This window comes from Burkholderia sp. Bp9140 (assembly GCF_003853425.1).
Classification (GTDB): Bacteria; Pseudomonadota; Gammaproteobacteria; order Burkholderiales; family Burkholderiaceae; genus Burkholderia.
This window is the reverse complement of the sequence record NZ_QTPQ01000038.1, coordinates 63,518-85,786: the sequence shown is the minus strand read 5'-3', so window position 1 is coordinate 85,786 and position 22,269 is coordinate 63,518. Positions and strand designations below refer to the sequence as shown.

Below are 22,269 nucleotides of genomic sequence, written 5' to 3'. Positions count from 1 at the left end.
TCTTTTCTTCTTCATCGGCATATCCATGGCCTTTACACCTCATGATATGCCTCGCCCACGAAATCACGGATAGGTCCCGAAAAGGACGTGCGGCGATCATGCTAGACCTTTCGCGCGCGTCGCTCGGATCGGCCGACAACGAAGGCTGGTCCCGAAGTTGGCATAATCACGGTTTGCAGCCGCGACGTCATGATCTCCGCACCGCGCTCACCAGCCATACAACCGCAATATTTATGTCGACCACCATCACGACCACCGCGTCGCTGAAACATATCCTCGAACACCCCGGCGACTTCTCCGGATGGCTCTGCCTGCCGCCGATGCCGTGGACGCTCGATACCGAGGGCGCATTCATCGAAGACGCCCGGCAAGCCGAAGTCGACACGCCACCCGCCACCGCGCCGCAACCCGGCTGGCGCGTCACGCTGAACAGCGCGACGATCGAGGACATCGTGATCAACGCGCATGACCAGGTCGACGAACTGAGCGTCGCGCAATTGTTCGATGCATTCGTGTTCTACGTCGACAACGACGAGTTCATTCTGCTCTGACGACGAGCGCCGTGCGCCACAGTAAAAAAGGACCGCCGAGCGGTCCTTTTTTCATCAAGCAACAGCGTCGAAACGAAGCCCGCCCCTCAAGGCAACGAAATCGTCAAATTCGCCGACTCCGGTCCCACCTTGATCACCTGCGAGTAAGGCGCCAACGCCTGCAGCGTCTTGTCCTTCAGATACGTATTGAGCCCGAGATACCCAAGCAGCGCCACAAGCGCAAACACCGCCCCGATCGCCCAAACCGGCACTTCACGCTTCAACCGATGCGCGATCTGATCCGGCAACGGCCAGTGCGGCGCGAACGGTGCGCGCTTGCCCTTCATATGCGCGATCTCGTCGCCCAGCCGTGCGGTGAGGTACGCGAGCTTCTCCGGCCCCTCGAGCAGATACTTGCCCTGGAACCCCAGCAGCAAGCACATATGAAACACCTCGAGCGACTGCAACCGCGCCGCGCCTTGCGCGCGACATTCCTCGAGATACTGAAAGAACTTCTCCCCCGCGAGCTGCTCGCCGAACAACACGAGCTGCAGCGGCCGGCGTTCCCAGTCCGTCCGGATCTTGAACTGCGACGACAGCACCATTTCGTCGACGGCCGCACAGTACGCGAACTTCGCGCCGTACACGTCCTCGGCAGGAATATTGAGCTTCTTCGCCCCGCGCTCGAAATCCGACAGGAATTCCTGGATTTTCGTGCTGAACTCGCTCGCGCTGTCCGGCTCGCGGCCGTTCTTGAGCAGGAACAGCATGAAGAACCCGTCGTACAGCAGGTCGAGCAGCGAACGGGCCTGGAACGCGGCGTCGGTCGACGCCGGGGTCTGCAACGGGGCCGGCGTGTTGTCGCCGAACAAGGAGGGCGCGTAGCTCATGATGTGACCGCGATCAGTTCGAACTTCAGGTCATTGATGCCAGTCGGCGCGTAGATCATCGCGGACTGGGCCTGCAGCATGCGTTCGTACAGCGCGCCGCGCGAATCGAGCTGGAAATAGCACGCGCCGGGCCGCACCGGGATCGCGGGCGGTACCTGCGGCATGTACGACAGCCGCACGCCAGGCATCGCCGACAGCACGAGCTTGTCGACGTCGTCGGGCGCGCCGACCTTGAACCGGGCCGGCACCGCATCGATGAGCTCGACGTTCGGCATGTCGGCGGACACCGCCAGATAGAACTCGGTCTTGTCGTCGATCTTGCCGGAATCGAGGCGGCCGAGGTGGAACGACGGACGCACTTCGTCGAGCGTGATCGCGAAGTAGCGCGTCGAGATCACGGTGTCGAGCAACTCGCGCAGCATCAAATCGAGACGTGCGAAACTCGGGCCCGGATCGTCATGGCGATACACGGGCAGGTCGGCGAGCGTATAGCCCTTCGAGAACGTCATCAACTGGCCCGCCAGGCGCAGCAGTTCCTGGAACAGCCGCTCCGGATGCAGCGCCGCGTGCTGGTGCAGGTGCGCGAGCGTCGCGAACGCGGCGTTCGCGGTGTGCAGCAGCCAGAACGACGCGATGTCGCCCGAGCGGAACTCGATGATGTTCTTCGACGGCTCGCGGTGAAAACCGTACAGCGCGTTCACCTTCGCCTGCAGTGCGTCGATGAGCTGGCGCAGCCGCTGGTGCAGGATCGGCGACGCCTCGATCGCGAGGCACGGCGGCACGAAGCTGTCGTCGATCTCGAAACCGGAAGTCGCGGTGCGGCGCACGCGCACGAGCGGCACCGACAGCAGCTGGTCGCGCGGCTCGCTGTGCGCGATCAGCTTGACCTGCGTCTTCAGGAACGTGATGTCGGCTTCGGCCGCGTCGGTGAAGTTGTCGGCGACGCTCGTCTGCTCGCTGACGAAACGCGTCATGAAGCCGGCGGCCGGGTCGTCGCTGTAGTTGGTGCCGTTCTCGCGCAGCGGGTGCAGCGCGAGGTAGAACACGAATTCGTTGATGCCGTCGGGCAGCGTGTCGAGCGCGATCGGCGGCGGCAGGTCGTCGGCCTGCGGCGCGGCATACAGCGCGCCGTCCGGGAACACGAGCGCGAGCTCGGCCACGCGCAGCACGTTGCTGCCGAGCGCATCGCGGTCGATGCGCACCGAGCGCACGCCCCAGTTGTACGGCTGGATCGCCTGGATCGATTCGAACAGGCGCGCCTCGTGGTAGGCGTCCTGCCGCTGGAAGTGTTGAGGCCGGAGGAACAGCCCTTCCCCCCAAAGCACCTTGGCCGAATAACTCATGTCAAATCCGGTTAATGTGACGTTGCGATGTAATCGATTTGGTCGTGCCCGAATTAATCGCCAATTTGTTAACTCTTGTTAATTGACACTCGTGCGTCATGTTTAACCGCAGGTGATCGACGAAAGCAAATTCAGCGGTTGCGAAGGCGCACCCTGTTGCGGTGCGATGACGGAGCCATCGGTGACCGTCATCGCGCAATTATGCAGGCCGATGATTATGCCGGATTTCTCCGACTTCGCCGGGTCGAACGCCAGTTTCCATCGCTGGATTGCGGGATCGCGGAACAGCGCGACGATGCCGAAGGCCTGCGCTTCGCGCGATACCTTTTCGGTCGCCGTATAGCGCTGGCCCGGAATCAGCGTGATTTCACGCACGTTGAGCAGATCGGCGCCCAGCGCGGCCTTTTCCTTGGTCGGATCGGTGAACGCATCGAATGGCGCCTGCTGGAACGAAGTCGGATCCTTCAGTGCGTAGAGTCTTACCACTAATGCGAGCGGCTTGCGGTCGTTCGCGGCATTCAGGTTGGGCGCGGCGGCGAGCGTGAGCCCGATGTTGCGCGGCGGCTTCTGGGAATCCGGCAGTTCGGGCTTGCCGACGCCGGCCGCCTGCAGCACGGCGCTCGCGGCCGAGCCGAGCAGCGGGGCGGCCGCGCATCCGGCCAGGAGCGCGCAGGCGATCAGCGGCAGCGCATAGCGAATCATGGACGATCTCATCGTATTTCCGGCGTGCCGCCTTTAACTCCCCTGTCAAAACTACCGGGCTTTTCCGCGTTCGCCGCGCATGCCCGGCGGATATGCCGTTCAACTATTGAGCACACATGCGAGGCATCGCGTCTTCGGAAAATTTTTCCGTCATCCGGGCGATGCGTTACCCTGCAAGTAAAACTTGCGCTTCCCGATCGATGGAAAAGCTGCCGTCGGGCCGCAGCCAGACGCGTTTCGAGGGGGTAGCGCACGGTTTTAAAAGGAATTACTCTGCACGCAGCGATTGAATTATGAAAAATTGATCGGTACTATACCCGCGCGCTTCTTGCAAAGCAAAAGAACCAGATTCTCAACGATTTTAATACTCACGCGCCGGTGGATATAACGATGAAAGACCGTCTCTTCGCAAAACTTTCTGGGGTAGTGCTGGCTTGCGGCGTGATCGCCGGTTGTGCGAGCCAGCCGCCGGCGCCGCCGACTGCCGAGGTGTTCAACAAGTCGCTGGCCGATGCAGACGCCGTTGCGAAGTCGGGGGACCAGGACAAGGCGCTCGGCCTGTACCAGCAACTCGCGAAGTCGGATCCGACGCGCGAGGAGCCGTGGTCGCGCATCGCGCAGATCCAGTTTGCACAGAACCACTATGGCCAGGCGATCGTCGCCGCGCAGGAAGCACTGCAGCGCGATGCGACCGACCGCCAGGCGAAGAGCGTGCTCGCCGTTGCAGGGCTGCGGATCGCGACGCAGTCGCTCGGCGAATTGCGCCAGGATGCGTCGCTCGCGGGTGACGCGAAGTCCGATGCGCAGGCGCTCGCGAAGCAGTTGCGCGACACGCTCGGCGAGTCGGCGCTGTTCCCGCCGGAGCAGCGGGCCACGAAGGCGCGCACGCCGCGCCGCATCGTTCATCGTCCGAAGGCCGGCACCGCACCGGCCGCTGAGGCGGCAACGACCGCGCCGACGCCGTCTGCGCCGCCGCAGGCCGCCGCGGCGCAGAAGGGCGGCGCCGATCCGTTCAGCGCGCTGCGCAACTGACCGCAACTGACGCGATAACCACAACTAACCTGGGAGCCGTCGAGATGGCCAAGAAAGAAAGCATTCAGAAAAGCTTGCAGAAGATACGGCCGCCGCGCGTCCAGCTGACCTACGAGGTCGAGAAGGGCGACGCGATCGAGGTGAAGGAACTGCCGTTCGTCGTCGGGGTCGTCGGCGATCTGGCGGGCCAGTCGGAAGTCGAGCAGCCGAAGCTGCGCGACCGCAAGTTCGTCAACATCGACCGTGACAACTTCGACGACGTGATGAAGGCGATCGAGCCGCGCGCCGCGTTCCAGGTGGAAAACCGCCTGAGCCCGGAAGGCGGCAAGTTCGCGGTCGACCTGAAGTTCCGTTCGCTGTCGGATTTCAGCCCGGACGAAGTCGTCGAGCAGGTCGAGCCGCTGCGCCGCCTGCTCGAGGCGCGCTCGAAGCTCGCCGACCTGCGCAACAAGCTCGCCGGCAACGACAAGCTCGAGGATCTGCTGTCGGAAGTGCTGAAGAACACGCAGCAGCTACAGGAGCTCGCGAAGGGCACGGGCGGCGACAAAGACGGCGAATGACGACGGAGTGTTGAGATGAACCAGCAAACGGCTGCGGCCCAAGCGAGCGGCGCGGAATACGCCGCCGGGACTTCGCTGCTCGACGACATCGTCGAGAAGAGCAAGGTCGCGAAATCCGATTCCGAGCATGCGCGCGCGAAGGACCTGATCGGCGAGCTCGTGCACCAGGTGCTCGACGGCACGGTGATCGTGTCGGACAACCTGTCGGCGACGATCGACGCGCGCGTCGCGGAACTCGACCGCCTGATCTCCACGCAGCTGTCCGCGGTGATGCATGCACCGGAATTCCAGCGCCTCGAGAGCACGTGGCGCGGGATGGACTACCTGGTCAAGGAAAGCAACACCGGCCAGACGATCAAGATCAAGGCGCTGCACGCACCGAAGCGCGACCTCGTGCGCGACTTCAAGGGCGCGAGCGAGTTCGACCAGAGCGCGCTGTTCAAGAAGGTCTACGAAGAAGAGTTCGGCACGTTCGGCGGCTCGCCGTTCGGTGCGCTGATCGGCGATTACGAGATCTCGCGCCAGCCGGAAGACATGTACTTCATCGAGCAGATGTCGCACGTCGCGGCGGCGGCGCACGCGCCGTTCATCGCGTCGGCGTCGCCGGAGCTGCTCGGCCTCGAGTCGTTCTCCGACCTCGGCAAGCCGCGCGATCTCGGCAAGGTGTTCGACACGGTCGAATACGCGAAGTGGAAGTCGTTCCGCGATGCCGAGGATTCGCGCTACGTCGGCCTCACGCTGCCGCGCTTCCTCGGCCGCCTGCCGTTCAATCCGAAGGACGGCCAGACCGCGGAGAATTTCAACTTCGTCGAGGACGTCGACGGCACCGAGCACGACAAGTACCTGTGGTGCAATGCAGCGTGGGCCTTCGCGGCACGCCTGACGGCCGCGTTCGACGACTTCGGCTGGTGCGCGGCGATTCGCGGCGTCGAAGGCGGCGGCCTCGTCGAGGATCTGCCGACCCACACGTTCAAGACCGACGACGGTGAAGTCGCGCTGAAGTGCCCGACCGAAATCGCGATCACCGATCGCCGCGAGAAGGAGCTGAGCGACCTCGGCTTCATCCCGCTCGTCCATTGCAAGAACTCGGATTACGCAGCGTTCTTCGCCGCGCAATCGGTGCAGAAGCCGAAAAAATACAGCACCGACAGCGCGAATGCGAATGCCGTCCTGTCCGCCCAGCTTCAGTACATCTTCTCGGTATCGCGCGTCGCGCACTACCTGAAGGCGATGATGCGGGACAAGATCGGCAGCTTTGCATCGGCGCAGAACGTGGAGACTTTCCTCAACCGGTGGATTTCGCAGTACGTCCTGCTCGACGATAACGCATCGCAGGAACAGAAGGCGCAATTCCCGCTGCGCGAGGCATCCATACAAGTGTCGGAGATTCCGGGCAAGCCGGGCTCGTATCGTTCGGTCGCGTTCCTGCGCCCGCACTTTCAGCTCGACGAACTCTCGATTTCTCTGCGACTTGTCGCTGATCTGCCCAAACCGGCAAATTCATAAGCGAGTAAATCGCCCGGGCGGGCCGCCTGGGTAGGACGTTAAAACCACCTCTTTGGGGAGTCGAAGGGCCATGTTACATATGCACTTGCAGTTTGGTAGTCCGGCGGTGAAGGGCGAATCCGCGGACAAGGACCATCAGGGCTGGATCGAACTGAAATCGTGGGATCACTCGATCGTTCAGCCGCGTTCGGCAACCGCATCGACCGCAGGCGGTCACACGATGACGCGCTGCGAGCACGGCGACATGATCTTCACGAAGGAAATCGATTCGTCGAGCCCGCTGCTGTACCAGCACGCATCGGGCGGCACCACGTTCGATGAAGTGACGGTCCATTTCTCGCGCGCAGACGGTGAAGGCAAGCGCGTGCAGTACCTGGAAGTGAAGCTCAAGTACGTGATCATCTCGAGCATCGCGCCGAGCGTCCGCGAAGAAGGTCTGCCGCTCGAGACGTTCTCGCTGAAGTACGCGGCCGTGCAGTGGAAGCAGACCCAGCAAAAGATCGGCGGCAACCAGGGCGGCAACACGCAGGGCGCCTGGAGCCTGACGAAGAACGACAAGACCTACGCGGTCTAAGGTCGGTTGCGGCAACGGGGCGTTCTGCGTCCCGTTGCCGTTTTCGCTGTGCACGCCGGCCGATGAAACGATTCGAACCCAGTTTTCTCGACAAGCTGTTCGACGACGAACCGCATCTTCCGGCCTCGGCCGCGATGCGGCAATTGTCGCTGGACGAGCTCAAGAACACGGTCGCCCGCGACGTCGAGGCGATCCTCAACACCCGTATCGCGCACACCGAAATCGAACTGGCCGCGCTGCCGGAATGCCAGAAGTCGGTGCTGACCTACGGGCTGAACGATTTCGCGGGGCTGAGCCTCGCGAGTCACTACGACCGCGCGTTCATCTGCAAGTCGATCCAGCAGGCCATCGCGCGCCACGAGCCGCGACTGCAGCAGGTGCAGGTGACGTTCGAGCTGAACGAGCAGTCGACCAACGCGCTTTACTTCGCGATCCAGGCGCTGCTCGTCGTGCATCCGGCCGAGGAGCCGGTGAGTTTCGACGCGATGCTGCAGCCTTCGACGCTGCAGTATTCGGTCACGCGCGCACGCGCGGCAAGAATGCCGTAAATCAAGCCGCCGAGCGGGCCGGACCGCCCGGTGGTGGATCAGGGTCCGGCAGGAAATATTGAGGTTCGGGGTCGTCGATGGAAGAATTGCTGCCGTATTACGAGCGCGAATTATCGTTTTTGCGGCGCTATTCGCGAGATTTCGCCGAACGCTATCCGAAGATCGCCGCGCGGCTCGCGTTGTCCGGCGAGCACTGCGAGGATCCGCACGTCGAGCGGATGATCGAGTCGTTCGCGCTGCTCGGCGCGCGCATCAACAAGAAGCTCGACGACGACTACCCGGAATTCACCGAAGCGCTGCTGGAAGTGCTGTATCCGCACTACCTGCGGCCGTTTCCGTCGTGCTCGATCGCGCAGTTCACGCCGGCTTCGCCCGGCCAGCAGACCGAACCGGTCGTGATCGACCGCGGCACCGAACTGAAGAGCCGTCCGATCCGCGGCGTGCAGTGCCGCTTCCGCACCGCGTACGACGTGACGCTCGCGCCGATCCGCATTTCGGAAGCACGCTACACGCCGGTCGCGCTCGCGCCGAGCGCGACGGTGCTGCCGTCCAACGCGACGGGCGTGATCTCGATCACGTTCGAATCGCTCGCCGCGCAGCTCGATCTCGGCGCACTGAAGCTGCCGACGCTGCGCGCGCACCTGCACGGCGAACAGTCGTTCGTCGCCGCGCTGACCGACTGCCTGTTCGTCAACGTGCTCGGCGCGTATGTCGAGCCCGAGCGCAACGGCCGCTGGACGGCGCTGCGCAAGCTGCCGATCGCGCACGCCGGCTTCGACGAGGACGACGCGCTGATCGACTACCCGGCGAAGTCGCACCCGGCCTATCGCCTGCTCACCGAATACTTCGCGTTTCCCGACAAGTTCGATTTCGTCGATTTCGACCTTGCGGCGATCGCGCGCGCATCGGGCCGCTGCCAGCGCGCGACGCTGCATCTGGTGCTGCAGGACGTGCGCAGCGATTCGCACGTCGCGCGGCTGCTCGAGCTGCTGACGGCCAGCCATTTCCGGCTGTTCTGCACGCCGATCGTCAACCTGTTTCGCCAGCACGGCGAGCCGATCCGCATCACGCACCGCGCGGTGTCGTATCCGGTGATCGCCGAGGCACGGCGCGCGTTCGCGTACGAGGTGTACTCGATCGATTCGGTGAAGCTCGTCCGGCAGCAGGCGCACGAGGAATCGGTGATCGAGTTCAGGCCGTTCTATTCGCTGCATCACGGCGAGGCGGCGCGGATCGGCCACTACTGGTTCGCGCGTCGCAACGACTGGGTCGCGCAGAAGAGCCCCGGCTACGAAACCGAGATCTCGATCGTCGACATCGACTTCGAGCCGACATCGCCGCAGACCGACACGCTCAGCCTCGACCTCACCTGCACGAATCGCGATCTGCCGTCGATGCTCGCGTTCGGCCTCGAAGGCGGCGACCTGTTCCAGGAAGGCGGCGCGCAGACGAGCGGCATCTCGATGCTGCGCCGCCCGACGCAGAGCGTGCGCTTCGAGCGCGGCCGCGCCGCGCACTGGCGGCTGGTGTCGCACCTCGCGCTGAACCACGTGTCGCTGGTCGCGCACGGGCTCGCGCCGCTCAAGGAAATGCTGACGCTGTACGACCTGCGGCGCACCGCCGTATCGATGCGCCAGATCGACGGCCTCGTCGGCGTCGAGCAGCGCGGCGCCGTGCAGTGGCTGCCGGGCAAGCCGTTCGCGACCTTCGTGCGCGGCATCGAGATCCGCCTGACGATCAACGAGGAACACTTCGTCGGTGCGAGCCTCGCGTCGTTCGTGCGCGTGCTCGACAGCTTCTTCGGGCTATATGTCCACCTCAACAGTTTCGTTCAACTAGTCGTGGTGTCGAAGCGCACCGGCGAGGAGATCATCCGATGCAAGCCCCGGACCGGCGAATCGATCCTGGCGTAGTCGACGCGCTGCTCGACGAGCCGCACCGCTTCGAGTTCTTCCAGGCGGTGCGCGTGCTCGAGGGGCTGTTCGCGCGGCAGGCGTCCGATGCGCCCGGCGCATGGCGGCAGGGCGACGTCGTCGCGCAGCGCATCGCGTTCCGCAACACGCTGTCGCTCGGCTTCCCGCCGAGCGAGATCGAAGGCGCCCGCTCGTTCGACGACGGCGGCACGCTGCTTGATTCGGGCGATGAACGCGGTGCCGCGCTTGCGGCCGGCGAGCTCGGTCACGTCGAGCTGACGCCCGCGTTCTTCGGGCTGCTCGGCGGTCAGGGCGCGCTGCCGCTGCACTACACCGAGCAGATCGTCGCGCGCGAGCACCTGAAGCGCGACCACGCGGCACGCGCGTTCTTCGACGTGTTCTCGAACCGCGCGACCGCGCTGTTCTACGCGGCGTGGAAGAAATACCGGCTGCCGTTCCATTACGAACTCGATCGCGACGAGCGCTATTTGCCGCTGCTGCTCGCGATCGCCGGCGTGCCGAGCGACGAGGTCCGCGACAGCCTCGCGGCCGGTGCGGGCGGCGTGCTCGACGAGGCCGTCGCCGGCTACGCGCTCGCCGCGCGGCACCGGCCGATGTCGGCCGCGTACCTGCAGCGCACGCTGTCCGATTACTTCCGTGTGCCGGTGAAGATCGACCAGTTCGTCGGCAAGTGGTACGAGGTGCCGCCCGACCAGCTGAGCGTGCTCGGTGAGGTCAACGCAGTGCTCGGTGCGACGGCACTCGTCGGCGAACGGGTGTGGCAGCGCGACATGCGCGCGCGGATCGTCGTCGGCCCGCTGTCCAAGCGCGACTACGAGGCATTCCTGCCCGGCGCCGCGCACGCGATCGCGCTCGAACGGATGCTGACGCTGCTCGCCGGCGTCACGCTCGAATACGAGGTCAAGCTCGTGCTGAAGCGCACCGAGGTCGGCGCGAGCGTGCTCGGCGCGGGCTCGCGGCTCGGCTGGGACGCGTTCCTCTGCACGCGCGACGCGGTCGACGACCGCTCGGACGCCCGCTACGAACTGCACGTGATTCACTGATTCCGAACGACAACAAACACGCATTCGAACCTGAGATCGACGCCATGAGCACGCCTCTGAAGACCCTGATCACGAAACTGAATCCGCTGTGCCGGCACGCGACCGAGCGGGCGGCGAGCGCGTGCCTGGCGCGCGGCCATTACGAGGTCGATCTGGAGCACCTGTTCCTCGCGCTGCTCGAGGAAGCGACGGGCGACCTGCCGCTCGCGCTGCGCGCAAGCCGCGTCGATCCGCATGCGCTGCGCGCCGATCTCGAGCGCGAGCTCACGCGCCTGAAGACGGGCAATACGCGCACGCCGGTGTTCTCCGTGCACCTGATCGCTCTGTTCGAGCAGGCGTGGCTGATCGCGTCGCTCGATTCGCAGCTCGGCCGCATCCGCTCGGGGCACCTGCTGCTCGCGCTGCTGACCGCGCCCGATCTCGCGCAATTCGCGCAGCGCATGTCGTCGCAGTTCGCGGAAATGAACGTGACGGATCTGAAGCACAAGTTCGACGAGATCATGGCCGGCTCGAGCGAGGCCGAACCGCGCCAGCCGGATGCGGAAGGCGGCGACGTCGCGCCGGCCGCCGACGGCGCCGCACCCGTGGCGGGCCCGTCGAAGACGCCCGCGCTCGACACGTACACCACCAACCTCACGCAGCGCGCGCGCGATGGCAAGATCGACCCGGTGATCGGCCGCGAAGCGGAGATCCGCCAGGCGATCGACATCCTGATGCGCCGCCGCCAGAACAACCCGATCATGACCGGCGAGGCCGGCGTCGGCAAAACGGCGGTCGTCGAGGGTCTCGCGCTGCGGATCGCGGCCGACGACGTGCCGCCGCCGTTGCGCGGCGTCGCGCTGCACGTGCTCGACATGGGGCTGCTGCAGGCCGGCGCGAGCGTGAAGGGCGAGTTCGAGAACCGCCTGAAGAGCGTGATCGACGAGGTGAAGAAGAGCGCGCACCCGATCATCCTGTTCATCGACGAGGCGCACACCATCATCGGCGCGGGCGGCCAGGCCGGCCAGAACGACGCGGCGAACCTGCTGAAGCCGGCACTCGCGCGCGGCGAGTTGCGCACGATCGCCGCGACGACGTGGAGTGAATACAAGAAGTACTTCGAGAAGGATGCGGCGCTCGCGCGGCGCTTCCAGGTCGTGAAGGTCGAGGAGCCGAGCGAGCCGCTCGCCGCGGCGATGCTGCGCGGGATGTCCGGACTGATGGAGAAGCACTTCAACGTGCGGATCCTCGACGACGCGATCACCGAGGCCGTGCGCCTGTCGCATCGCTACATCAGCGGCCGCCAGCTGCCGGACAAGGCGATCAGCGTGCTCGACACCGCGTGCGCGAAGGTCGCGCTCGCGCACAGCGCAACGCCGGCGGCGATCGACGACACCAAGAAGCGCATCGAGCGCATCGACGCGGAAATCGCGTCGCTGGAGCGCGAAGCGGCGGGCGGCGCGTCGCACGACGAGCGGCTCGGCGAACTGCGCGGCGCGCGCGACACGGCGCTCGCGCAATTGACCGAGGACGAGGCGCGCTATGAGGCCGAGCGCGTGATCGTCGCCGAGATCAGCGAATTGCGCGACACGCTCGACAAGGCGCGCGGCCCGTCGGAAGACGGCGAGCCGGTCGATGTGCCGGCCACGCGCGAGAAACTGGCCGAACGTGTCGCGGCGCTGCACGCGCTGCAGGGCGGCGAGCCGATGGTGCCGCTGCAGGTCGACGGCCACGTCGTCGCCGAGATCGTCGCCGCGTGGACGGGCATTCCGCTCGGCCGGATGGTGAAGGACGAGATCGACACCGTGCTGAACCTGCAACCGCTGCTGACCGCGCGCGTGATCGGGCAGGACCATGCGCTCGACGCGATCGCGCAGCGCGTGCGCACGGCGACCGCGAACCTTGAGGATCCGAACAAGCCGCGCGGCGTGTTCATGTTCGTCGGGCCGTCGGGTGTCGGCAAGACCGAGACGGCGCTCGCGCTGGCCGACATCCTGTACGGCGGCGAGCGCAAGATGGTCACGCTCAACATGAGCGAGTACCAGGAAGCGCACAGCGTGTCGGGCCTGAAGGGTTCGCCGCCGGGTTACGTCGGCTACGGCGAGGGTGGTGTGCTGACCGAGGCCGTGCGTCGCAACCCGTATTCCGTCGTGCTGCTCGACGAGGTCGAGAAGGCGCACCCGGACGTGCTCGAGATGTTCTTCCAGGTGTTCGACAAGGGCACGATGGACGACGCCGAAGGGCGCGAGATCGACTTCCGCAACACGCTGATCATCCTGACGTCGAACGTCGGCTCGGCCGCGGTGATGCAGGCGTGCCTGAACAAGCCGGCCGAGGAACTGCCTGATCCGGACGCACTTGCCGAGGCGCTGCGCCCGCAGCTGTACAAGACGTTCAAGCCGGCGTTCCTTGGCCGGATGAAGGTCGTGCCGTACTACCCGATTTCCGACGACGTGCTGGCCGAGATCATCGACCTGAAGCTCGAACGGATCCGCCGTCGCATCGAAGCGAACCACAAGGCCGCGTTCGAATGGGACGAATCGCTCGTCGATGCGGTGCTCGCGCGCTGCACCGAGGTCGATTCGGGCGCCCGCAACGTCGACCATATCCTGAACGGCACGCTGCTGCCGGAGATCGCGGGCCACGTGCTCGGCCGGATCGCCGACGGCGCGGCCATCGCGCGCATCGCGGTGCGCGCGGACGAGGCCGGCGAATTCGCGTACACCGTCGAATGAGCGCGGCCGCGCAACACGCACAGATGAACTGACCGAACCATGCCGATCAATCTCCCCGAGCTGCTGACGCCGATCAGCGATGCGTCGCCCAGCGGCGACGACCTGCTGTTCTCGAACGAATTCGACGCGATCCAGGACGCGCGCCGCTATGACGATCCGACGCTCGACCAGGGCGAGTGGGTAACCGAGATCAAGGAGGCCGACTGGGGCTTCGTCGTCGATCACGCGGGCGAGCTGTTGCGCACGCGCACGAAGGACCTGCGGCTCGCCGTGTGGCTGACCGAGGCGCTCGCGCTGGAGGACGGCATCACCGGCCTCACCGAAGGCTATGCGCTGCTGGAAGGCCTGTGCCGCGACTACTGGGACACGGTGCATCCGCTGCCCGAGGGCGACGACGTCGAATACCGGCTCGGCAACGTCACATGGCTGTCCGGCCGCACGGCCGAACTGCTGCGCGGCATTCCCGTGACGGAAGGCGCGTCGAACGCGTTCACCACGCTCGACTGGGAGGTTGCGCAGCACGTGGCGCAGGCCGTGAAGCGCGACCCCGAACACGCGGACGACATCGCGCGCGGCAAACCGTCGGTCGAGCAGGTCGATGCGTCGCGGCGCGTGACGCCGATCGCGTTCTACACGGCGCTGCTCGCGAACCTCAAGGCGTTCGAGATTGCGCTCGACGCGTTCGAGGAGCGGCTCGTCGAACGCGCGGGCGATTCGGCGCCGAGCTTCCGGCAGACGCGCGACGCGTTCGAGACCGTGTACCGGCTCGCCGAGCGCTTTGCGCGCGAGCAGGGCTATATGGGCAGCGCGCCGCATGCGCCGTCGGCGCCGCAGGCGCAGTCCGAGCGCATCGAGCCGAGCTTCGGCGATGCGTTCCACACCGAGGAGACCCATGTGCAGTCGCAGACCGCTCCGCGTCCGCCGGTGACGCAAATGATTGCCGGCATCCAGAACCGTGCGCAGGCCGTCGACCAGTTGCGTGCGGTCGCGCGTTATTTCCGCCAGACCGAGCCGCACAGCCCGGTCGCGTATCTCGCGGACAAGGCTGCCGAATGGGCCGACATGCCGCTGCACAAGTGGCTCGAGAGCGTCGTGAAGGACGACGGGTCGCTGTCGCATATCCGCGAGCTGCTCGGGGTGAGGCCCGACGAGCAGTCCTGAACGACGGAACCTTGACCTGAGAGCGCGGGCCCGGCGCGGCTCGCGGCAACAAGAACAGGAAGACGCATGAACGTGACCGAACTGGCACAGGCGATCCGCGGTGGCCTGATTCAGCAGGACCGCCTGCTGAAGACGGACATCCCGTCGCTACCGAACAATGCACTCGTGCCGCGCCGCGCCGTGACCCGTTCCGAGCTCGGCCGCGATTTCAGCGTTGCACTCGATCTGGTGTCCACCGCGAGCGACGTCGAGCTCAAGACGCTGATCGCGCAGCCGATCACGCTGTGGATCCAGCAGGCGGACAAGTCGTATCTGCCGATCAACGGCTATATCCACACGGCGCGGCGGCTCGGCGCTGACGGCAGCCTGTCGAGTTACCAGCTGCGCTTCGCGTCGTGGATGCACTTCCTCAAGTTCCGCAGCGACATGCGGTACTGGCAGGACAAGCCGGTCGACGAGATTCTCGCCGACGTGTTCGATACGCATCCGCAGGCCAAGGGCCAATACCAGTTCGCGCTGTCGCAGCCGTTGCCGTCCCGGTCATACTGCCGCCAGAGCGAAACCGACTGGAACTTCGTGCACCGGCTGATGGAGGACGAAGGGCTGTTCGGTTTCTGGCGGCACAGCGAGGACGGGAAGGCACATACGCTCGTCATCACCGATGACCTGCATGCGGTCGATGCGCTGTCGCCGAATGCCGTCACGTTCGACCGCGCGGGCATGGGCACCGAAACGGCCGGTTTCACGCAATGGGCCGCGTCGCGGACGTTGCAGAGCACGCAGCACACGACGCGCACGTTCGACTACAAATCGCCGTCGTCGGCGGGCAGCCCGAACGGCACGACGTTGCCGACGAAGGCCGGCCAGGGCGATCTGCCCAACCAGGCGGAAATCTTCGAATACACCGGCGCGTACACGTATCCGGGGCAGGACCGCGGCGAACACCTGTCGAAGATTCGCCTCGAGGAGTGGGAGTCGCGTGCGAAGCGCTTCTTCGGCGCGGGTGGCGCGCGCGCGATCGATGCCGGCCGGCGTTTCACGCTGACCGGCCATCCCGAGCACGACCGCGATTCGGCGGGCGATCGCGAGTTCGCGGCCATTGGCGTCACGCGGTTCATCGAGAACAATCTGCCGATCTCGGACCACGAAGCGAACTTCCCGCATAGCCTGCAGGATCAGCTGGCACGCGTGAAGGCCGGTCACGGGGAAGCGGCTGCGTTCGAGGTCGGACACGACGACGGCTCCGCCGGGTTTTATCTCGTCGAGGTCGAGGCGCAGCGGGCAAGCGTGCCGTACCGCAGCCCGTTCGAGCACCGCAAGCCCGCGATGCAGCTCGAGACGGCCGTCGTCGTCGGCCCGAAGGGCGAGGAGGTCTATACCGACGAGCTGAACCGGATCAAGGTCATGTTCGTGTGGGACCGGCAGAGCGAAGGGCGCGAGAACGCGTCGTGCTGGATGCGCGTCGTGCAGTCGGATACCGGCGCGGGTTATGGCGGCGTGCATATTCCGCGGGTTGGCGAGGAAGTGCTGGTCGGCTACATCGGCGGCGATTGCGACCGGCCGATCGTCATGCATCGCGTCTACAACGGTGCCGCCAAGCCGCAATGGCATAGCGACGGGATCCTGTCGGGCTTCCGGTCGAAGGAATATGCGGGATCGGGGCACAACGAGATGGTGCTCGACGACGCGACCAGGCAGAACCGTGCGCGCCTGTTCAGCAGCAGCGCGAATTCGCTGCTGCATCTCGGCTACCTGATCGAGCAGAACGGCAACACGCGCGGCGCGTATCTCGGGTCCGGATTCGATCTGCGCACGGACGCGTATGGCGCGATGCGTGCCGGGCAGGGCTTGTATGTGACGACGCATCCGAAGCAGGCGAACAGCCAGCCGCTCGACGTGAGCGAAGCGAAGCAGCAGCTCGTCAATGCGGAGGGGCTGATCGAGTCGATGTCGCAGGTCAGCGAGACGCATCAGGCGGAGAGTCTCGGCAGCGGTCACGATGCGCTGAAGCAATTCACCGATGCGACGCAGAACGGCGTGCCGGGCGCGACGGCGGGCGGCGGCAGGACAGCCGGCGGCGGGACGGGCAATGCGAATGCGTTCAAGGAGCCGGTGATGCTGTTCGCGAGTCCGGCGGGGATCGGGGTGGCGTCGCAGCAGTCGGTGCATCTGGCCAGCGACCGGCAGACCAATATCGTCAGCGGGGAAAGCACGTTCATCACCAGCGGGAAGTCGCTGATCGCCGGCATCCGGGATCGCATCAGCCTGTTTGCGCAGAACGCCGGGATGAAACTGTTCGCCGCGAAGGGCAACGTCGAGCTCCAGGCGCATGCGGACAACATCGAACTCACCGCGCAGAAGAGCGTGAAGATGGTGGCGGCGACCGACGCCGTCGACGTGGCCGCGAAGCAGGAAATCCTGCTCACGTCGGGTGGTGCCTATATCCGGATCAAGGGCGGCAACGTCGAGATTCACGCGCCGGGGAAGATCGATTTCAAGGGTGCTCAGCACCAGTTCAGCGGTCCGACGAGCATGCAGTATCCGCTGCGTGCGTTGCCGGGCGGTACGTGCAAGCAATGCGTGCTGAATGCGCACAGCGGTCGTGAATCGATGGTCGAGGCGGATTGATGGACGAAGTCAACGATACGGATGACACCGTCCAGATGGCCGCGGATCTGCCGAATCCTCGCGAGCCTGAATGGCCGGCATTCGTGGAAACGCTGAAGGCGTCGCTGGAGCGCGAGGCCGACGACGGCCGCGCGCTGCGGCTTTACGTGCTTGTCGACACGCGCGGCTATCAGGAGCTGGACACGCAGCTCGCAGCCGTGCGCGGACTGCGCCACGCGTCGCTCTGGACCGACACCGGGCTGGATGCCTATACGGATATCGCGCCATACCTGATTGCATTCGACCGTCAGGCGCTCGACGACGAGGATGCCGAGCAGCATCGTGTGCTGCGCCAGTTGTGGCTGGATGCGGTCGATCTGCATGCGGTGACGTGGTTATGCTCGGCGTGGTCGTTCGACGCGCTCGATGCGCATTTGCGCCAGTACGTGAAGTACACGCTGCCGAACGGTCGCGCGTACTACCTGTTTTTCTTCGACAACCACGTATTCGGGCGGCTTCGACAGGTGTGGAGCGACACGCAGGCGCAGCAGTTCGTCGCGCCGTTCGGCGAGATCCGGTATCGCGACCGGCGGCTTGACGAGGTGGTGTGGCGCAATGACACGCCGGTGATCGAAGGCGCGATGCTGACGGGTGATGCGCCGGGCCTCAGCGAGCGACAGCATGCGCAACTGATCGAGCTCGGGTATCCGGACAAGCTCGTGCTGAAGTTTCGCGAGACGATGGGGGCGATGGTCGATCACCTGTCCGATGCGGAACTGCATGACCAGGTCGTCGAGCAACTGGATCGTGCTGCGGCGCACGGGATTGCCGATGAAGCGGAATTGCAGCGCTACGTGATGACGGGCTTGCTGGTCTCGCCGCGATTCGACGAGCATCCGGCCGTGCAGGCGTGTCTTGGAGCCGTGGCTCACGGCCAGACGACGCTCAATGATGCGCTGGCGACGATCGACGACTCGACGTGGGATGCGATTCGCGATGTGCATGAGCGGGAATCGCTGGAGGCGCTTCGTGGCGTGGCGTAGGTCCGTACTGGGAATGTTCCTGCTTGCGACCGCTTTGAGCGCGTGCGGGAAATCGGAACCGGTGTATAGCGGGATTTCGGTAATGGGCCGGAATTATCTGCCGTACAACATGAGCGGTTTCACCGTGACCGACGCGTTTGGAAACAAGGCAAGCGGAGGCGGGGACGACCCGCCGGGCGCGGGTGGTGGGAGCGTGACGTGCTGCTACCGACTCAAGGGCTCCGAGTTCACGGTCCAATGGAAGTATTACGACGCAGACCGATGGAGGATGGACGATGCGCACGAGCTGCAAGTCGAGAAAAAAGTTGTGATGCCGCCGTCACCCCTTCCCGAGAAGGTTGGCAGCCGTATTCTCGAAGTTCATTTCTATCCGGATCGTCACGTCGAACTTCAGTTTCCTGGTGAACTTCTCGACAGTTCGCGTATTCCGATCGTCGACGTTTCCCGATGGATGGCGACTCGCTACCAGGCGCAACTGGACAGGAAGTTTGCAGATACGGACGGGCAGTCGCATCGACGCATCGCGCGTGCAGTGGCCGCTGCGTGGCTGAAATACCGACTGACCGATCGGCGTGATCTCGAGCAATACGCGTACTTCGACCTGCTTGTGAACAGCCGATTCGATTCGCACCCGACGGTTCAGCGCATCTTGCAGACTGCTGCCGGGCAACCTGGTACGTTCGCGAAGTCGATGCACGCCCTGCCGAAGAACGTGTTGTCCGCGTTGGCGAGCGGCAGCTTCGAACCCGTGGCTGTCCCGGCAGTTCCCGACGGCCTGCTACCGTCACCACGTGTGGACGAGGCGCGGCATGGTTGATTGCGCGGAGAGCGGTTCGGGGAACAACAGAAGGGCGCCTTGCGCGACGGGCGGAATGATACCGATGCACTGGATACGCCGGTAACGCATGCTGGACAATATTCGGAAGGAAAATATCAGTGAATAGAGCAACGAAATTTTCGAGTCTGGCGAGTCGTGTTCTGACGGGGTGTCTGCTCGTGACGACCATGGCGGCGTGCGGTAAAGCGGAGCCGACATATAGCGGTGTTTCCGTTATCGCTCACAACTATCTACCGTACAACCTGGACGGATTTACGATCACCGATGCCCATGGAAACAAGGCAGGCGGAGGGAATAGTTTGCCGGGGGGCGGAGGCGGGGTGACGTGTTGCTACAAACTCCAAGGAACCGAGTTCACGGTCAAATGGAATTATGTCGACGTCGACCAGTGGCACAAAGGCAACGAGGAAACGCTTCACGCCGAGGCAAAGGCTACGTTGTCTCCGTCGCAGGTTCCAGAGAAGGTAGGTGATCGAATTCTCGAGGTTCATTTCTATCCGGATCGCCACGTCGAGCTTCAGTTTCCTGGCGCGCTGATGGATGAATCGCGCGTTCCGATGATCGATGTGTCGCGCTGGATGGCGAGCCGGTATCAGGCGCAATTGAGCAAGCGGTACGACGAGCGTGAAGACCAACAGTTTCGTCGTGTTGCGCGAGTTGTCGCAATGGCATGGCTGAAATACCGCCTCACCGATCTCGACGATTTGAAGCAGTACGCCTACTACGATCTGCTCGTGAATAATCGCTTTGACTCGCATCCGGAGATCCAGCGCATGTTGCAAGCGGATGCCAGCAAGCCGGGCGCTTTTGCGAAGTCCATGCAATCGTTGCCGAAAAATATCCTGGCCGAATTGACGAGTGGCAAGTTCGAACCGGTTGCAGTGCCGTCCATACCTGACGGACTGGTTCCGCCGCCGCGCGTAGAGGAGAAAAAGCATGGCTGAAAGAGTCAAACTCGATCCGGATGATGCAACACCGACATCCGTCTACGCACAAATCGCCAACCAGAACGCGACGATGTACCCGAAGGGCGATTGCATGCCGTGCGGGGCGACGATTCGGATGGGCTTTTTCTTCGATGCATTCGGACGCCATCGCGATATCGACGATCAATCGAGTTCGCAGTACTCCAATATCGCCCGGCTTTGGGAGGCGCATCGCGACCTCAAGGATCCGAGGCGGCCCGCGAATCAGTTCTGGTTCCGCTTCTATTATTCGGGATTGGGCACGCCGCTTAACGAGTCAGCCAAGGCCAATGAATGGATCAATGCAGGCGTAGCCGCAGGCAAGATGGCGGGCAAGAAGGCATTAAGCGGAGCGGAGTCGGTCGCCAAGTCGTTCACTCGCGTCAATAAGCCGATCAAACAGGCGAGCGTGAAACAGCGTGTCGACGACGTCAAGAAGCAACTCCTCGACGGGTTTCTCGAGGGAGATTTTTCGCTTCGACCGATTGATAAGGCATTCCAGGATCTTCGGAAGGATATCGAGCACATCCCCGCTCAGGCGCGGCGTGTGATGAACGTGTTGAATGCATCGCAGGAGCGTTACTGGGAACGAACCAAGGCGACCGGAACGCTGCTGTGGCGCAACGCGAAGAACGACTTCAAGAACAACGTCAAAGGCGCGCCGATGAAGGCGGGCTGGGCGGTTGCGCGAAGTCTTTTTGTCGGCATAGCGATGGAGAACGTGCCGATCGTGCGTGACAATTCCGTCATGGCCAAGGCGTTTGGAACGGGTGTCGATACCCGGTTGATCGCAGCGAAGGACCAGTTCAAAGCTGCGTACGAGGCCGTGAAGAAACAGATGCCGAAAGTTCGGGCCATCGAGGTATCGGTGTTTGGTGCGGACCGGGGGTGCGTGCTTGCACGCGCGTTCATCAACGATCTGGCGGAGAAATACAAGCGTAGGGACGACACGGATCTCGCTATTGAAGGCGTGTCGATCCAGATCAAGTTCGTCGGATTGCTCGATGCCGTTTCGTCCGTCATGTCGGAGGAAGCCGGAGAGCTGATCGGAATGGTGCCTTATCTGGGTATGCTGAAGACCAGCTTCAAGGATCGTCCTCTCGCGATACCGGCCAGCGTGCAGCGTTGCGTCCATTTCGCCGCAGCACATGAGATGCGTTTCTATCAGCGTCTCGACAGTCTCGAGAAAACCCGTGGCGAACAGTTTCTCTATCCGGGCACGAGCTGTGATGTCGTTGGTGGCGCGCCGAGCGGATCCCTGGGGCTCAACGCGGAGCTGATGAGAGTTCCGCTGCAAGACATGCTGCTGGAGGCGATCAAGGCGGGTGCCGTCATGGACACCATGGAGGATCTGTACCTGTATAACGCCCCAGTGTTCAAGCGCTTCAAGCTCTCGGATCCGATCAAGTACGGTGGTAAGGAATTTCGAATCAAAGCGCTGGTCAACGCCTACCGCACCCTCGTCCCCCGCAAACCCGGCGCCGACTTCATGGAGCATTCGAAAGTCTTCATGCGCTGGATCTCGGCCCGCTACATGGATCCCGACTTCCGCCGCACGATCTCCGACCCCGTCGCCGACTGGAAGCGCAACATGAGCGACGCCGATCTACAGCGCAAGACGGCGAAGTCGCAACTCGACTGGGAGCTGCAGCGACAAGGCATCAACATGAGCATGCTGGCCAGTCGCAGCGCGGAGGATCAGGCGAAGCTGCGGGGAATGAAGGCGGCAAGCGACGCGGCGCAAAAGCGCTATGAGAAGCTGATCGCGGAAGCACCGAAGGACTATTCGACGGTCTGGGAGCGTCTCGAGAAGGAGGCGGCAACGAAGCTGCGCCGCGCGCCGTACCAGGAGGGCTTGAAGCAATCCGCCGAGCGCATCCGCAACATGCCGGATTCGTGGGATTCCAATAACAAGGCCAGTGCGGACGCGGTCGAGGCGGCCATGCTGCCTGAAGCCGAGATGGAGCTCGTGTCGGCCTGGAAGGAAGGCATCGAGGGCAAGCATCCGCTTCCGCCGGAGGTCATGGCGCTATTCGACATGCTGGTCCACGATACCTTGTTGACGAGCTGGCAGGACCACGTGCTCGCACCGTCGCTGTACTTCCGTACGCGGGACAAGGACGAATTCGGTTCGACCAATTTCAACAAGGAAGCGGCACGGCGCAAGAAGGACGACCGCGTCGCCGCACGCATCGACCAGGCCGCCAAGCAGAGCCAGGAATGGGCGAAAAGCTACAAGGGAGGCGCGACATCCACGCATTGAAGGAGCGCGTCAGATG

General features: G+C 64.0%; 18 protein-coding genes. 15 read left to right on the top strand and 3 right to left on the bottom strand.

What is annotated here, in order from left to right; all coding sequences use genetic code 11:
- The first annotated feature begins 233 nt into the window (after positions 1-233).
- Positions 234-551: a hypothetical protein gene (locus tag DIE21_RS28065; protein WP_124500731.1), complete on the top strand. Its 318-nt coding sequence runs from the start codon at positions 234-236 to the stop codon at positions 549-551.
- Between the two features lie 86 nt (positions 552-637).
- On the opposite strand, the gene icmH is transcribed toward DIE21_RS28065, so the two are convergent.
- From icmH to tssJ, 3 genes are all read right to left on the bottom strand, one after another.
- A complete protein-coding gene (gene icmH, locus DIE21_RS28060; protein ID WP_124500730.1) occupies positions 638-1,420 on the bottom strand; it encodes a type IVB secretion system protein IcmH/DotU in 783 nt (260 codons plus the stop codon).
- A complete protein-coding gene (tssK, locus tag DIE21_RS28055) occupies positions 1,417-2,763 on the bottom strand; it encodes a type VI secretion system baseplate subunit TssK (RefSeq protein ID WP_059449792.1) in 1,347 nt (448 codons plus the stop codon). Before tssK ends, icmH begins: the two co-directional genes overlap by 4 nt.
- Positions 2,764-2,865: 102 nt before the next feature.
- On the bottom strand, positions 2,866-3,477 hold the full coding sequence (tssJ, locus tag DIE21_RS28050; RefSeq protein ID WP_124500729.1) for a type VI secretion system lipoprotein TssJ: 612 nt from the start codon (positions 3,475-3,477) through the stop codon (positions 2,866-2,868).
- Between the two features lie 378 nt (positions 3,478-3,855).
- Here tssJ and DIE21_RS28045 point away from each other — a divergent pair, with 378 nt between their 5' ends.
- The 14 genes from DIE21_RS28045 to DIE21_RS27980 all read left to right on the top strand — a co-directional run bounded on the left by DIE21_RS28045 (position 3,856) and on the right by DIE21_RS27980 (position 22,253).
- Complete coding sequence (locus tag DIE21_RS28045; RefSeq protein ID WP_124500728.1) at positions 3,856-4,497, top strand: M48 family metallopeptidase; 642 nt, start codon at positions 3,856-3,858, stop codon at positions 4,495-4,497.
- 44 nt (positions 4,498-4,541) lie between these two features.
- Positions 4,542-5,057 (top strand): type VI secretion system contractile sheath small subunit, encoded by a 516-nt coding sequence (gene tssB / locus DIE21_RS28040; RefSeq protein ID WP_044845930.1) that lies wholly within the window; start codon positions 4,542-4,544, stop codon positions 5,055-5,057.
- Between the two features lie 15 nt (positions 5,058-5,072).
- Positions 5,073-6,563, top strand: coding sequence for a type VI secretion system contractile sheath large subunit (gene tssC, locus DIE21_RS28035; protein WP_039320274.1), 1,491 nt, complete (start codon positions 5,073-5,075; stop codon positions 6,561-6,563).
- A 70-nt stretch (positions 6,564-6,633) separates the two neighbouring features.
- Entirely contained in the window at positions 6,634-7,137 is a 504-nt protein-coding gene (locus DIE21_RS28030; RefSeq protein WP_006477093.1) for a type VI secretion system tube protein Hcp, read from the top strand.
- A gap of 62 nt (positions 7,138-7,199) precedes the next feature.
- Positions 7,200-7,685, top strand: a complete 486-nt coding sequence (gene tssE, locus DIE21_RS28025; RefSeq protein WP_124500727.1) for a type VI secretion system baseplate subunit TssE — start codon at positions 7,200-7,202, stop codon at positions 7,683-7,685.
- 77 nt (positions 7,686-7,762) lie between these two features.
- A complete protein-coding gene (tssF, locus tag DIE21_RS28020) occupies positions 7,763-9,598 on the top strand; it encodes a type VI secretion system baseplate subunit TssF (RefSeq protein ID WP_124500726.1) in 1,836 nt (611 codons plus the stop codon).
- Positions 9,562-10,662 (top strand): type VI secretion system baseplate subunit TssG, encoded by a 1,101-nt coding sequence (gene tssG / locus DIE21_RS28015; protein ID WP_124500725.1) that lies wholly within the window; start codon positions 9,562-9,564, stop codon positions 10,660-10,662. Before tssF ends, tssG begins: the two co-directional genes overlap by 37 nt.
- 44 nt (positions 10,663-10,706) lie before the next feature.
- Positions 10,707-13,376 carry a type VI secretion system ATPase TssH gene (gene tssH, locus DIE21_RS28010; RefSeq protein ID WP_124500724.1) on the top strand — a complete coding sequence of 890 codons (2,670 nt, stop codon included), beginning with the start codon at positions 10,707-10,709 and terminating at the stop codon, positions 13,374-13,376.
- 39 nt (positions 13,377-13,415) lie between these two features.
- Positions 13,416-14,537 carry a type VI secretion system protein TssA gene (gene tssA / locus DIE21_RS28005; RefSeq protein ID WP_124500723.1) on the top strand — a complete coding sequence of 374 codons (1,122 nt, stop codon included), beginning with the start codon at positions 13,416-13,418 and terminating at the stop codon, positions 14,535-14,537.
- A gap of 66 nt (positions 14,538-14,603) precedes the next feature.
- Complete coding sequence (locus DIE21_RS28000; RefSeq protein ID WP_124500722.1) at positions 14,604-17,165, top strand: type VI secretion system Vgr family protein; 2,562 nt, start codon at positions 14,604-14,606, stop codon at positions 17,163-17,165.
- The gene (locus DIE21_RS27995) at positions 17,165-18,187 is read left to right on the top strand and encodes a DUF4123 domain-containing protein (RefSeq protein WP_124500721.1); all 1,023 of its coding nucleotides are present in this window, start codon (positions 17,165-17,167) and stop codon (positions 18,185-18,187) included. Before DIE21_RS28000 ends, DIE21_RS27995 begins: the two co-directional genes overlap by 1 nt.
- Before the next feature lie 13 nt (positions 18,188-18,200).
- Positions 18,201-19,004: a DUF3304 domain-containing protein gene (locus DIE21_RS27990; RefSeq protein ID WP_124500720.1), complete on the top strand. Its 804-nt coding sequence runs from the start codon at positions 18,201-18,203 to the stop codon at positions 19,002-19,004.
- A 188-nt stretch (positions 19,005-19,192) separates the two neighbouring features.
- Positions 19,193-19,969, top strand: coding sequence for a DUF3304 domain-containing protein (locus DIE21_RS27985; protein ID WP_124500733.1), 777 nt, complete (start codon positions 19,193-19,195; stop codon positions 19,967-19,969).
- Positions 19,962-22,253, top strand: a complete 2,292-nt coding sequence (locus DIE21_RS27980; protein ID WP_124500719.1) for a DUF2235 domain-containing protein — start codon at positions 19,962-19,964, stop codon at positions 22,251-22,253. Before DIE21_RS27985 ends, DIE21_RS27980 begins: the two co-directional genes overlap by 8 nt.
- The last annotated feature ends 16 nt before the right edge of the window (positions 22,254-22,269 follow it).